Origin of the sequence: Nocardia sp. NPDC059195, from assembly GCF_042754695.1 — a bacterium.
Lineage (GTDB): Bacteria > Actinomycetota > Actinomycetes > Mycobacteriales > Mycobacteriaceae > Nocardia.
Window position 1 is genome coordinate 177,183 of record NZ_JBHZBG010000013.1, and the last position, 11,681, is coordinate 188,863.

13 protein-coding genes are annotated in these 11,681 nt (G+C 66.5%); 5 read left to right on the forward strand and 8 right to left on the reverse strand.

Annotated features, from left to right (window positions below; all coding sequences use genetic code 11):
- Positions 1 to 44: 44 nt before the first annotated feature.
- Positions 45 to 251: a hypothetical protein gene (locus ACFXKN_RS19000; protein ID WP_378947747.1), complete on the forward strand. Its 207-nt coding sequence runs from the start codon at positions 45 to 47 to the stop codon at positions 249 to 251.
- Between the two features lie 1,178 nt (positions 252 to 1,429).
- Here ACFXKN_RS19000 and ACFXKN_RS19005 read toward each other — a convergent pair.
- Genes ACFXKN_RS19005 through ACFXKN_RS19020 form a run of 4 tightly spaced genes read right to left on the reverse strand, consistent with a single transcriptional unit; the run spans position 1,430 to position 5,815 of the window.
- A complete protein-coding gene (locus ACFXKN_RS19005) occupies positions 1,430 to 2,458 on the reverse strand; it encodes a pyridoxal phosphate-dependent aminotransferase (protein WP_378947754.1) in 1,029 nt (342 codons plus the stop codon).
- Complete coding sequence (locus tag ACFXKN_RS19010) at positions 2,455 to 3,468, reverse strand: 3-oxoacyl-ACP synthase III family protein (protein ID WP_378948231.1); 1,014 nt, start codon at positions 3,466 to 3,468, stop codon at positions 2,455 to 2,457. Before ACFXKN_RS19010 ends, ACFXKN_RS19005 begins: the two co-directional genes overlap by 4 nt.
- A 2-nt stretch (positions 3,469 to 3,470) precedes the next feature.
- Positions 3,471 to 4,130, reverse strand: coding sequence for an SRPBCC family protein (locus ACFXKN_RS19015; protein ID WP_378947757.1), 660 nt, complete (start codon positions 4,128 to 4,130; stop codon positions 3,471 to 3,473).
- Positions 4,127 to 5,815: a thiamine pyrophosphate-binding protein gene (locus ACFXKN_RS19020; protein ID WP_378947760.1), complete on the reverse strand. Its 1,689-nt coding sequence runs from the start codon at positions 5,813 to 5,815 to the stop codon at positions 4,127 to 4,129. Before ACFXKN_RS19020 ends, ACFXKN_RS19015 begins: the two co-directional genes overlap by 4 nt.
- A 140-nt stretch (positions 5,816 to 5,955) precedes the next feature.
- On the opposite strand from ACFXKN_RS19020, the gene ACFXKN_RS19025 reads away from it, so the two are divergent.
- From ACFXKN_RS19025 to ACFXKN_RS19035, 3 genes are all read left to right on the forward strand, one after another.
- On the forward strand, positions 5,956 to 6,483 hold the full coding sequence (locus ACFXKN_RS19025; RefSeq protein WP_378916194.1) for an EXLDI protein: 528 nt from the start codon (positions 5,956 to 5,958) through the stop codon (positions 6,481 to 6,483).
- Between the two features lie 113 nt (positions 6,484 to 6,596).
- Entirely contained in the window at positions 6,597 to 7,556 is a 960-nt protein-coding gene (locus tag ACFXKN_RS19030; RefSeq protein WP_378947764.1) for an ATP-binding cassette domain-containing protein, read from the forward strand.
- Positions 7,553 to 8,335: an ABC transporter permease gene (locus ACFXKN_RS19035; RefSeq protein ID WP_378947768.1), complete on the forward strand. Its 783-nt coding sequence runs from the start codon at positions 7,553 to 7,555 to the stop codon at positions 8,333 to 8,335. The genes ACFXKN_RS19030 and ACFXKN_RS19035 overlap by 4 nt, the downstream gene beginning before the upstream one ends.
- A gap of 51 nt (positions 8,336 to 8,386) precedes the next feature.
- On the opposite strand, the gene ACFXKN_RS19040 is transcribed toward ACFXKN_RS19035, so the two are convergent.
- The 3 genes from ACFXKN_RS19040 to ACFXKN_RS19050 all read right to left on the reverse strand — a co-directional run bounded on the left by ACFXKN_RS19040 (position 8,387) and on the right by ACFXKN_RS19050 (position 10,296).
- Entirely contained in the window at positions 8,387 to 9,085 is a 699-nt protein-coding gene (locus ACFXKN_RS19040) for a zf-HC2 domain-containing protein (protein WP_378947771.1), read from the reverse strand.
- On the reverse strand, positions 9,082 to 9,591 hold the full coding sequence (locus ACFXKN_RS19045) for a sigma-70 family RNA polymerase sigma factor (protein WP_378947774.1): 510 nt from the start codon (positions 9,589 to 9,591) through the stop codon (positions 9,082 to 9,084). Before ACFXKN_RS19045 ends, ACFXKN_RS19040 begins: the two co-directional genes overlap by 4 nt.
- A 66-nt stretch (positions 9,592 to 9,657) precedes the next feature.
- The gene (locus tag ACFXKN_RS19050) at positions 9,658 to 10,296 is read right to left on the reverse strand and encodes a YqgE/AlgH family protein (RefSeq protein WP_378947777.1); all 639 of its coding nucleotides are present in this window, start codon (positions 10,294 to 10,296) and stop codon (positions 9,658 to 9,660) included.
- A gap of 106 nt (positions 10,297 to 10,402) precedes the next feature.
- Here ACFXKN_RS19050 and ACFXKN_RS19055 point away from each other — a divergent pair, with 106 nt between their 5' ends.
- Entirely contained in the window at positions 10,403 to 11,161 is a 759-nt protein-coding gene (locus tag ACFXKN_RS19055; protein WP_378947780.1) for a lysophospholipid acyltransferase family protein, read from the forward strand.
- On the opposite strand, the gene ACFXKN_RS19060 is transcribed toward ACFXKN_RS19055, so the two are convergent.
- Entirely contained in the window at positions 11,155 to 11,466 is a 312-nt protein-coding gene (locus tag ACFXKN_RS19060; RefSeq protein WP_378947784.1) for a GNAT family N-acetyltransferase, read from the reverse strand. The genes ACFXKN_RS19055 and ACFXKN_RS19060 overlap by 7 nt on opposite strands.
- Positions 11,467 to 11,681: the final 215 nt, after the last annotated feature.

An 11,681-nucleotide genomic window follows, 5' to 3' on the forward strand; every position in this document is an offset into this window, starting at 1 on the left:
CGGTGTCGCCGGTATTCGGCGATGCACTTCTCGGGGGAGGAACCATGGTCTTTGTCGTCGCGTTCATCGTCGCTGTAGTCGGTCTCTTGGTCGGCGGTGGGACGGGAGCCGTCCTACTGGCGACCACGATCGTGCTGGTGCTGTTCGGGCTCGTCATGCTCAGCGCCACACCGGAAGCCAAGAACGAACGACACGCGGCCGCGGGACGTCGGGCGCGTGGGCGTGCCTCGGGGCAGGCAAAGCGCGGTTGAGGGGCGGCTCTACCGGGTTTCGCTGAAAGCGTTGGGGTACACCGTAGTAACGACTGAATTGGGGGGAAATCATGAAGGTATTCGGTTCTGGGCTTGCCCTGTTGTTCATCGGCATATTCGTTGGCGTATTCGCGCCATTGATCGGTGTGCTGACCGTGGCGGTCGCGTTGGGCTTCCTCGGGACTGGTTGCGTCCAACTCGCTCGCGGTTCCGGAAACTCCGGCCGGGCCGGGCGCAGCAATAGCGGTTGGAGCGCGGGCGGGGCCGGTGCGGCCACCTTCGGCACGGGCGACAGCGGCAGCAGTTGTGGCGGTGGCGGCAGCAGTTGTGGCGGCGGTGGTAGTAGCGGTGGTGGCGGCGGATGTGGCGGTGGCGGTGGTGGAGGCGGTGGCTGACAGCCACCATCACCGACCTGCCAGTGCGAACGGCGAATCGCGGCGCCGCTGACGCGTCGGGCTGACCTGTGGGACAAGGAATGTGGCGAGATCAGCGGTGGATCTGACTGCTGGTCGGCCGAAAGGGGATTGCAAGAACTCGCGGTTACGGTCGGCCTCGACATGCTGGTCGAGCGAGGAGGGGCCCATGAGTATCGGCGACGTGATCGCAACGTTTCTTGCGCTTTTTGTCGGAGTGGTCGGACTGATCGGGTTCGTGACGGTGCCGATCATGATCATCGTGGCGATCGCCCAGCAGGTAAGCGACCCGCAGGGCAGGCCGGAGAGGCGCGCCCGCATCGCGGCGAACAGGCGGGCTCGGGAGCTGGCTCGTGCTCGTCAGCGGCAATACAGCTCCGGGTCGACCAGTTGGAGTTCCGCTGACGGCTGGTACAGCAGCAGCAGCAGCAGCGACAGCGGCAGTTGGTCAGGTAGCTGCGACTCCGGGTCGAGCAGCAGCAGTTGTGGCGGTGGAAGTAGTAGCAGTTGTGGCGGTGGCAGTAGCAGCTGCTGAACTGCGCGGACCCAGCACTTCGTTGGTACAGGGCGACATCGGGGATTGGACGTTGGCCGACGGCGGGTTGAGCGACAGCGGGAGCTCGGGCAGTTGCAGTAGTTGCAGCAGCTGTGGTGGGGGCGGCGGCGGGGATTGAACCGCGGATGACCGGGACCTGGTGGAGGGATCCAGGTCCCGGTCGTGATGACCCGGCGGCAGGACCGGGTCGGGTTCCGTTGCCGAACTGATTACCGCAGGTCGACGAGGGCGGCGTGGACGGCGCGGCCTGCGACGGGGTCGCCGACCGCGATACGGGCGCTACCGTCGGGGTAAGCCTTTGCCTTGATGCCGGCGCGGCGGAGGGCGGTGGCCACGCCGGGGCCGGGCAGGTAGAGGAAGTTCGCGTAACTGCGGGGCACGTCGATGCCGCAGGCGCGCAATGTCATTCGTAGGAGCTCTCGTTCGCGGTTGATGTGGTCGATACGGTCGCGGAGTTCTGTGCCCGCGGCGTAGGCGGCGCGCACCGCGGCGATGGATGCGGTGGGGATGCCGAAGGGCAACTGCTGGTGTCGGATTCGTTCGATCAGCTTGCCGCGGCCAACGCAGTAGCCGATCCGCAGCCCGGCCAATCCGTACGCCTTGGAGAAGGTGCGCAGAATCAGCAGGTTCGGATGCTGGTGCAGCAGGGTGCGGATGTCGAGACGGTCTGTCGGATCGAGGAATTCGACATAGGCCTCGTCGAGGAGTACCGGCGCGCGGCGGGGGATCGCGGCGAGGAAGGATCGGACCGCCGCCGCGTCGAGGACAGTCCCGGTGGGGTTGTGGGGTCGGCACAGCACGACCAGCGAGGTGCGCCGGTTCACCGAGCGGCGCATGGCGGTCAGGTCCTGATTGCCGCCGATGTCGAGCGGGACCGGGACCAGCGTCATCCCGGCCATGTCGGCCATGATCAGGTAGCCGTCGAAAGTCGGTGTGCTGGTCAGCAGTTCACCGCCGCCGAGTGCCCGCATCACCTGCATCGCGACACCGGTGGCTCCCGCACCGACCACCACGTCGTCGGGCGAGACCCCGAGATGATCAGCGATCACCCGCGGCAGTTCCTCCGGAAGGAACTCCGGATACCGGTTGGCCTGGGTCAGCGCCGTAGTCACCGCCACCAGAATGGAAGGCAGTGGCGGGAAGGGATTCTCGCTGAGACCGAGGTCGAACAGCGTTGGTGTCGCCGTGGTGTGGAACCGACGGGAGGGGATCGTCGGTTCCACCAGCCGCACAGTCATCGCGCGGCGCCCCAGCGAATGGCCGCCGCACCGGCGAAATCGCCCGCGTGCGCGAACGCCGACAGCAGCACCACCGACCCGTTGCGCAACCGGCCTGCCCGGTTCTCCGCGTCGAGTGTCACGGGAATGCCCGCTGCGAACAGGTTTCCGCACTGATCGAAGGTATCGGGATGACGTTCGGCGGGCAGTTCCAGCGCGTCGTGCCAGTTGCGCAGGAACAGCCGATTCGGCTGATTGGTGATGAAGGTGTCGATGTCTTTGCTCTTCACCCCGATCCGCGCACACACCGCCAGCGCCACCTCGGGCACGAGCCGGTTGCCGCGCGCGAACACCTTGGTGATCTTGGATTCGGAGAAGCTCACGCAGCCCTGGCCCTCGCCCGGCTCCCAGTACTTGCGCGAACCATTTGTGGAGAAGTCCATATCACCGGCGAATTCGGGATAGGTCCGGGTTTCGATATCGAGGATCGGGCCCGAATCGTCCTTGCGCAGCAGGCCGATTCCGCACCCGTCACCGGGCACCGGCGCCTGCGCCAGTTTCCGGATATCGGGCTGGGTGAACACCGGGCCCGCGCAATTCTGCGCGGCGACGATCAGCGCGGTCTTCGCGTCGCTGGTGGCCATCATCATCCGGGCAATCGCCATCATCTGGACGAACGCCGCGCAACCGCTGTTGTGTACGTCGAGTACCTGCGACGGATGAGCGCCCAGTCGACGAGCCAGTTCGGGGCCTGCGCCGAGCACCGGATTATCGGGCAGTTGGGTGTGGGTGATGATGATGTCGATCTCGGCGGCGAGGTCGGCGCCGTGGCGCTCGCGCAGCACGGCGAACGCCTGCTCGGCCATGTCGACGGCGGTTTCGTCGCGGCCGATGTGGTGGCGGCCGGTCGGCGAACGGAACATCACGTTCTTCGCCATCCGCTCCGAACGCGAGAACTGGGTGAAGTAGTCGGTCGGGACGGGGTCACCGGGCAGATAGCTCGCGACATCGACCAGACTCACCTGCGGCATATTCACTGCATCCACTCCGGCTTGATCGGCAGCCCGTTGGCCGCGCGGTATTCACAAATGGCTTTGAGGTTGTCCAGCTCGAGCTGGTGTCCGGCGGAGAACATCTCCCAGAAATCGCCGACCCAGACCGGGCGCTTCGGCGGAGCTGTTTCGGGATAACCGTTTTCGTCGTAGAAGGGGTGTTTGCAGTTGACCCACGTCACCACCGAACCGGGCTTGTTGAACACCACCTGGGCGTCGACCACCCGCATCAGATAGATCATCCAGAGGTGCTCGGACTGGTCCCACGCGCAGTGATAGTCGACGGTCATCGCGTCGGGATGGGCGACGGTGCGGGTGAAACATTTGGTCGCGTCACCGAGGCGGTCGTAGGACAGCCACAGGCCGGGCTCGGCGGTTTCGGTGAATCCGCGCAGGCTGTAGGTCCACTCCTCCAGCGAGCGGGTATCGGCGAGGTATTCGTAGACCTCACGTGGCGGGGCGGCGATGTAGGCCTGCACCGGGCAGTAGTCGCCGAAGATCTGGTCGTGCGGGTACACCGAACGCAGCATGTCCATGATGATCGGCGTGGTGGTCTCCCGGTCGGAGTTCTCGATTCGGATCACGCCGGGCACCACCTCCTCGGGAATGTCGGACAGGGCAGGCAGGGCGCTAGTGGTCACGGGGTGCTCCTGGATGATTCGAGGGCGGACAGGAAGGGCTGAAACGGCGGGACTTCGTCTGGGTCACAGAGGATTTCGAGAAACGACGGTCCGGTGGCGGCGAAGCTGTGATCCAGTGCGCCGGACAACCGGTTGGCGTCGGAGACGGTGCGGGCGGGCAGGCCGGGGAACATGGCCGCGATGCCCGCTCCCAGATGGGACGGTTGAAAGCGATTGAAGCTGTAGCGATCCCGGTAGTAGAGCTGTTCGCGGGTGACGCACATGGCGTGCGCGTTGTTGTTGAACACCACGAAGGTGATGGGCAGGTCGTGTTCGATGGCGGTGTGAATCTCCATGCCGTGCATGAAGAACGAGCCGTCACCTGCGATGACGACGGTGCGGTGCGGGCCGTCGGGCGCGGCGCGGCGGGCGAACGCGGAACCGATACCCGCGCCGAAGGCGTAACCCATTCCGCCCATCCCGAGCGCGACCGTGAAACGTCCGCGCTCGGGTACCCGTAGGTAATGCACCACCGAGGCGCCGGTGTTACCCGCGTCGGCGAAAACATCGGCGCCATCGGGCAGCGCGCGCTGGATGGCCTCGACGACGGTGCGATAGCGCAGGCCGGGGCCCGCGGCTTCGGGGACGGTCATCGCGGTGAGCTCGGCGGAGCGCGCGCTCGTGGTCGGCGTCGCGCCGAGGCCGGTCAGCAGCGTGGTGATGGTTCCAGCGAGATCCGCGCTGGTGGTGTGGGTCGTCGCCAGATAGGGCGGTAGTGCGCCGATGCTGAGTACCGGCAGCTCGGCGAGGGCGGCGTCGAGGCCGGCGCGGGCGGTGACCGGCAGTCGGGTGCCGATCAGCAGGCAGGCGCTCGCCGCCCCCAAAGCCTCGACCAGCTCGGGATGGCCCATGGTGCCCGCGACACCGCAGTAGCCGGGGCCGGTGTTGGAATAGGCATCCTTGGCATCGGGGGCTACGCCGATGGCGGCGTCGAGCGCGGCGACCAGGTCGGCGAGTTCGTCGCGGGCGTTGTCGCGAGCGATCTGATCACCGGCGATGATCACCACCTTTCCGATACGCCGGGCGTCGGCGAGTTCGGCCGCGACGGTGCGCGCGGAGACTCCGGGCGCAAGGGGGGAAATCGAAGAATCTCGGACCGGCGACAAGATCGAAACTTCCGGCATCACCTGCTGCTGAACATCTTTCGGAATCAGCAATACCGCGGGTCCGCCGCCCTCGGCCGCGGCGATCGCCGCCGCGAGCTGGGCGGGTAGCTCGGCCGGGTCGGTCACGCGGGCGCAATACCGGCTCACCGTGGCGAACAGTGCTGCCGCGTCGATGGACTCGGCCAGGCCGCTCGAATCCTGAAATGCGCCGATCCCTTCGAGACCGGTTGGCGCCTGTCCGACCAAGGCCAGTACCGGCACTCGCGAGGTGAACGACTCGGCAAGACCAGCAACGAGATTCATGGCCCCACCACCCGAAGTGGCTGCGACGACCCCCATCCCGCCGGTGCTGCGCGCGTACCCGTCAGCCATCGTGGCCGCGGAGAACTCGTGTTTGGCGACGATTCCGGCAGGCGAACCGCCCGCGTCGAAGATCGCGTCGTACAGGTCCTCGATATTGGCGCCGTCGACGCCGAAGATCTGGGTGATTCCCCGGTCGGCTACCGTTCGTACCAGGTAGTCCACCACTCTGTCCGGCATCGGCCCTCCTTCTCCGCGACGAAATGTGACGCCGCTGCGCACCGCGTCTGCCTGGACTACGAGGCGCGCCGAGGGGGAGTTCAGAGGGTGGGCGAAAACAACCCCTTGTGTGTACGTACACATATACGTATAGTGAGTTCATGCCCAACAAGACGATCTACGTATCCGACGACGATCTCCCGGTGTTCCAGCGGGCTCAGGAGCTCGTCGGCGGCAACCTCTCCAGCACGGTGGTCAGCGCGCTGCGCAGGCTTATCGAGCTGGAAGAAGGCCGCGAGGCCGGCTTCGAGGAGGTCGTCTTGCAGGTGGGTCGCGACGGTGTTCGGCAGGTGCGCTTCCTCGGCTCCCTGCTGGGCGAATGGCGCGACATCGGCGACGGGGAGGTGGTGGACCAGAAGGTCTATCGCAGCCGCAAGGGCAAGCTGGTGCTGCATACGCACATCGCGCGGTGGGAGGACTACCCGACCGGCGAGGCTGCCGGTGACATGAAGGACTGGAAGTACTGGCGCCGGATGTTCGGCATCGGTGACCGGCCTTGGGACTGGGGCGATTACGAATACGAGATCCTCGACGACCTGAAGGCGCTCAAGGGTCGCATCCCCGACAAGCTGTTCCGCAAGGTCGAAGACATCGTCGCGCACCCGCAGATCGAGGAACTCGACATCTAACTCCTCGACCACAACCACACGCCGAACACCCGAACCGCAGCCCCTGGGGGCTGTGTCGATAACTCATGCACATATTCGCAACAATGAATGCAATCTAATGGAAAGGGACGATCATGGTCAACCCGGCCATCACCGCCCGGGGCCTGCACAAGGCATACGGCGACAAAACAGTTCTCGACGGCATCGACATCACCGTCGCCGAGGGCACCGTCTTCTCCCTGCTCGGCCCCAACGGCGCGGGCAAGACCACCACCGTGCAGATCCTCACCACGCTGATCGCCGGCGATGCGGGGGAGTGCGCCGTTGGCGGCCACGATGTGGTGACCGAACGCGGCGCGGTGCGTGAGCTGATCGGCGTCACCGGGCAGTTCGCCGCGGTCGACGAGCTGCTGACCGGCCGGGAGAACCTGCAGATGATGGGCGACCTGAACCATCTACCGCGCCGCGAAACCCGCGCTCTGGCAGTGGAACTGCTGGAACGGTTCGACCTGGTCGAGGCCGCCGACAAGCCCGCGAGCACCTACTCCGGCGGCATGACCCGCAGGCTCGATCTGGCGATGACGCTGGTCGGCAATCCGCGGGTGATCTTCCTCGACGAACCGACCACCGGCCTCGACCCGCGCAGCCGCCGCTCCATCTGGGAGATCATCCGCGGCCTGGTCGACGATCTCGGCGTCACCGTCTTCCTCACCACCCAGTACCTCGAGGAGGCCGACCACCTGGCCGATCGCATCGCCGTACTCGACAACGGCCGGATCGTCGCCGAAGGCACCGCGGCAGAACTGAAGCGACTGATCCCGGGCGGCCACATCCGCATCGACTTCACCGATCAGCCCGACGTGGCGGCCGCCCAGCGCGCGTTCGGCCCGACGGCGAAGGTCGTCGAGGGCACCGACGGGCTGACCCTCGCCGTGCCGAGCGACGGCGGCGTGCGCTCCCTGCGCGCCGTGCTCGACCTGCTCGATACCGAAAACATCGAAGCGGGCGGCATTTCCGTGCACACCCCGAACCTCGACGACGTCTTCCTCACCCTCACCGGCCGCGCCACCATCGAGCAGGAGTCACTGCGATGACCACTTTGACCAAGTCCAAGTCCTACGCCTTCGCCGACACGATGACGATGTTGCGGCGCAACATGATTCACGTCAAGCGCTATCCGAGCATGACGTTCAGCATCATCATCATGCCGATCGTGCTGATGCTCGTGTTCAAGTACGTCTTCGGCGGGGCGCTCGAGAAGTCGTCGGGCGGTAGCTATATCGACTATCTGGCGCCGGGCATGATGTTGCTGTTGCCCGCCTATCTGACGGTGTCGGTAGCGGTCTCGATCGCCACCGACGCGAGCAAGGGGATCGTGAATCGCTTTCGGGTAATGGCGATCTCGCAGTCCTCGGTACTCACCGGGCACGTGCTCGGCGCGCTCATCCAGGCGATGGCGGGTGTTGTCGCGATGACCGCCGTCGCGATGCTGGTCGGCTTCCGGCCGAACGCGAACGTGGTGGAGTGGGTGGGCGCGTTCGGGCTGCTCGCACTGGTGACGTTCGCCTTCACCTGGCTGGCCATCGCGCTCGGCCTGCTCTCGCCGACTCCCGAAAGTGCCAGCAACGCACCATTTCCCATCGTGCTGCTGCCCTTCCTCGGCAGTGGCCTGGTAGCCACCGACACGATGCCGGTCGGGATGCGCCAGTTCGCCGAATACCAGCCCTTCACCCCCATCACCGAGACGCTGCGCGGGCTGCTGATGGGCACCGAGATCGGCGCCAACGGCTGGATCGCGCTGGCTTGGTGCGCGGTGATCGCGGGCGGCGGCTTCCTGTGGTCGAAGTCGATCTTCAGCAAACAAGCGAAGTAGCCTGTCGCGCACACGGTCCGGTCTCCTCGCGGAGGCCGGACCGTTCTGTGTTCAGACCTGGGCGACCAGGACAGTCCGGCCGGAATCGATGGAAGTGATCTCCACCTTGCTGATCGAATCCGGTGGGGCGTCGATGGTGCGATCAACCGTCAACTCGGTGCCGGGGCCCGCCGGCCACTGGTCGAGTTCGAGCCGCTGCTCACCCGCGGTCACCACCAGCCCGTACGTTCGGTTGTAGCCGGAGCCGTAGGCGCTCGGCGCGTAGCGGCAGGTCATTACCAGGCGCGTGCGGTCGCCGTCGCGGACCAGCTTCACCTGCGCGCTCACCGGTGTCTGCTCCACCGCCTGCATCTGCTGCTCCGCGACGATCTGTTCGGTCGAGGTCTCCGAGTTCGCCACGGTGACCGTCACCGGAATCGCGATCGCCACCGCGGCCGCGGCAGCCGCCACCGCGCTCCCGACACTCACCCAGCGCCGCCGCTTCCTGCGCCGTTCGGCGGCCGCGGCCAGAGCCGGGATCAGGTCGGGGACCTGCGGGGCGACCGGATCCGGCGATTCGATCATCGACAGCGCGGTCTCACGGTCGACCAGACCGAGCATGCCCGGCATCCCGGACAGTTCGGCGACCGCCTGCTGGCAGTGCGCGCAATCGAGCAGATGCGTCTCGTATTCGCGCCGCTCGGCGGCACCGAGGGAACCGAGGACATAGGCAGCATCCCAGGTGCTGTACTCGTCGGCGAGGTCGGTCATCGGTTCGTCACCCCCATCTCCTGTAGCGCCAGTCGCATGGCGCGCATGCCGTAATGCAGGCGCGATTTCACCGTTCCCGGTGGGATGCCCAATTCGTCGGCGATCTGGGCCATGCCGAGGCCGCGATAGTAGGCCCGCACGATCACCTCGCGATGATCCGGGCTCAGCGTGCTCAGCGCGTCGGCGACCAGCCAGCCGTCGAGCGCCCGATCCGATTGGTCGGGGCTCACCTGCTCCGGCGGGGTGTCGGTACCGAACTCGCGCCGGTGCCTGGCGCTGCGATGCTCGTCGACCGCGAGATTACGAGCCACGGTGAACAACCATGCGCGCGGGGAGGTTTCGGTCTGTTCCAGGACGGCGGGGCGCTGCCAGGCGCGTAGCAGCGTCTCCTGCACGATGTCCTCGGCCCGGCCGGGATCGCGCACCAGACAGAGGGTGAAACGCCACAGTGCGGGTGCGTGCTCGGCGTAGAGCGCGCGCATCAATTCGTCTCGACCGTCGTTCATCGGCGGCCCTGGTCACTGCTCGTCGTAATTCATCTGTCACTCCTGCTCGTCGAAGGAGTAACGGTGTCAGTTGCGTTCGAGTTCAATCGGGTGTGTCGCCAGCAATGCCAGCGGCAACGGCTGGCGCCGCAGTACCGCGGCCCACAGATCGTGGCGGTCGGTGGCGATCGGGTCCGACGGCAGCGCCGACACCACGATCCAGTCGCCGTTGTCGAGTTCGCCGTCGAGCTGGCCCATCGACCAGCCCGCGTACCCGGCGAAGATCCGGACCTGCTCGATGAGCGGGCCGATCTCGGCGGGGTCGGCGTCCAGATCGACCAGCACCACGCGGCCGTCGACCCGGCGCAGCCCGCGGATCTCGGAAATGTCGACGCCCGCGTGCAGCACCGCCAGGCACAGCGCGGCATCGCGTTTGACCGGACCGCCGATGTAGAGGTCGGTCGGGGTGGCGGCCAGGTTGGCCCAGGCGGGCAGCACATCGACGACCGGGGTCTCGCTCGGCCGGTTCAGCACCACGCCGAGGCTGCCCGCGTCGTTGTGCTCGATCACGTACACCACGGTGCGGCGGAACGTAGGTTCCACCAGGTCGATCGCGGACACCAGCAGGTTGCCCGCGCGGACGCTCATCGCGGGCTGACCGCGCCGCCGGTCGTCACCGTGCCCGTCGCGAGTCCGGCGCTCGTCCGGGTCGTCTCCGCCTGCCACCGAGCCATCATCGCATTGGAGCGGCGATGCGCGCTTCCCGCAGACCGGATCGGAACCGGAATTTCTTCGTGCGCGGACCCGTGGGATCGCCCGGTAGGGTCGCGCTATGCACTTGCCCGAGGTCCTGCTCGACGATAACGACGCCGTGTACGACTACTACCTGCGGCATCAGCAGAACAGATGGAAGGCGCTGGCCTCGTATGCGGTGCTGGCCCGGCGATTCCGGCCGCGCGTGACGTTCGCCGACGGCGCGAAACGGCAGTTGAAGGCGCTGGTCCGCAGTGGGCGGCCGGTGATCTTCGCGATCAACCATCTGTCGACCAGCGACCCGTACACGATCGCGGCGACGGCGTGGCGCTCACCGTTGCGCTCGAAGATCGGGCGGATCCGGGTGCTGGCCAAGGACGAGCTCTTTCTCGATCCCGAGCAGCGTCGCAAGGTGGACATGATGGGCGGGATTCCGGTGTTCCGCGGCAAGGATCACGGGATTCGGGCGGTCAATGCCGCAGGTCAGCGCATGATGGATGTGTGCGCGCAGCGGTTGGCGGCCGGTGATCACCTCGCGATCTTCCCCGAGGGGACCTGCAATGAGGTAGATCACACCAAGGTGCAGGCGGTCGGTAGCGGGATCGGGCATATCGCGTTCCGCGCCGCCAAACTGGATGCCGCGCCCGCGCTGGTCGCCATCGGGATGAACTACGGGAACCGCGACGCTACCGTCGAAACGACCGCGGCCGAGGCGGTGTCCGGGGTCGCGTACTTCCGCGCGCCGATTCTCGAGCTGCCGCAGCGGCCCGCCGACATCGCCAGGCTCGTCAAAGAAGAGCTGCAACTGGCTGTCGACGGGGCCGTCGCGCGCTACTGAGGTAGGCCGAACAGCTCTCTGGCTCGCTGCGGGACGTAGGCGATGTAATCGGGATGGGTGGTGATGAAATGCAGCACCACCGGGCACATCGGCAGCACACTGAAACCTTGGTCGCGGCTGGCGTCGAGTGCGGACTTGACCAGGATGTTCGCCAAGCCGCGGCCTTCGAATCGGGGGTAGATCTCGGTGTGGACCAGCGCGCGTTCGTCACCGGTGTCCTGGTATTCGATGTAGCCGGCGGGTTGACCGTCGGCGGTGAGTTCGAACCGCTCGAGTGCGGTGTTGTTGCGGACCTCGGTCGCCATAGGTCGACGTTACCGTGTTGGTTGGTTTTGGCCCTTATTGTTCGGTGGTCGTTGGGGGAGGACCGGGCGGTGGTAGTCCCAGGCAGGTTTGACGCTGTGTTTATTGGCGCGCTGGCGCGCGCGTGTCCGCGGCCCTGAGGGCCGCCGGTTAGCGCTCGAGACTAGCGCCTTCGGCGCAGCGCTTTCGAGCGCTAACCGGCGACCCGGCCGCGGAC

What these genes read in the sequence shown, in the direction of transcription:
- ACFXKN_RS19000 (WP_378947747.1), top strand. Translation starts at nt 45, where the DNA reads ATGGTCTTTGTCGTCGCGTTCATCGTCGCTGTAGTCGGTCTCTTGGTC.
- ACFXKN_RS19005 (WP_378947754.1), bottom strand. Translation starts at nt 2,458, where the DNA reads ATGACTGTGCGGCTGGTGGAACCGACGATCCCCTCCCGTCGGTTCCAC.
- ACFXKN_RS19010 (WP_378948231.1), bottom strand. Translation starts at nt 3,468, where the DNA reads ATGCCGCAGGTGAGTCTGGTCGATGTCGCGAGCTATCTGCCCGGTGAC.
- ACFXKN_RS19020 (WP_378947760.1), bottom strand. Translation starts at nt 5,815, where the DNA reads ATGCCGGACAGAGTGGTGGACTACCTGGTACGAACGGTAGCCGACCGG.
- ACFXKN_RS19025 (WP_378916194.1), top strand. Translation starts at nt 5,956, where the DNA reads ATGCCCAACAAGACGATCTACGTATCCGACGACGATCTCCCGGTGTTC.
- ACFXKN_RS19030 (WP_378947764.1), top strand. Translation starts at nt 6,597, where the DNA reads ATGGTCAACCCGGCCATCACCGCCCGGGGCCTGCACAAGGCATACGGC.
- ACFXKN_RS19035 (WP_378947768.1), top strand. Translation starts at nt 7,553, where the DNA reads ATGACCACTTTGACCAAGTCCAAGTCCTACGCCTTCGCCGACACGATG.
- ACFXKN_RS19040 (WP_378947771.1), bottom strand. Translation starts at nt 9,085, where the DNA reads ATGACCGACCTCGCCGACGAGTACAGCACCTGGGATGCTGCCTATGTC.
- ACFXKN_RS19045 (WP_378947774.1), bottom strand. Translation starts at nt 9,591, where the DNA reads ATGAACGACGGTCGAGACGAATTGATGCGCGCGCTCTACGCCGAGCAC.
- ACFXKN_RS19055 (WP_378947780.1), top strand. Translation starts at nt 10,403, where the DNA reads ATGCACTTGCCCGAGGTCCTGCTCGACGATAACGACGCCGTGTACGAC.
- ACFXKN_RS19060 (WP_378947784.1), bottom strand. Translation starts at nt 11,466, where the DNA reads ATGGCGACCGAGGTCCGCAACAACACCGCACTCGAGCGGTTCGAACTC.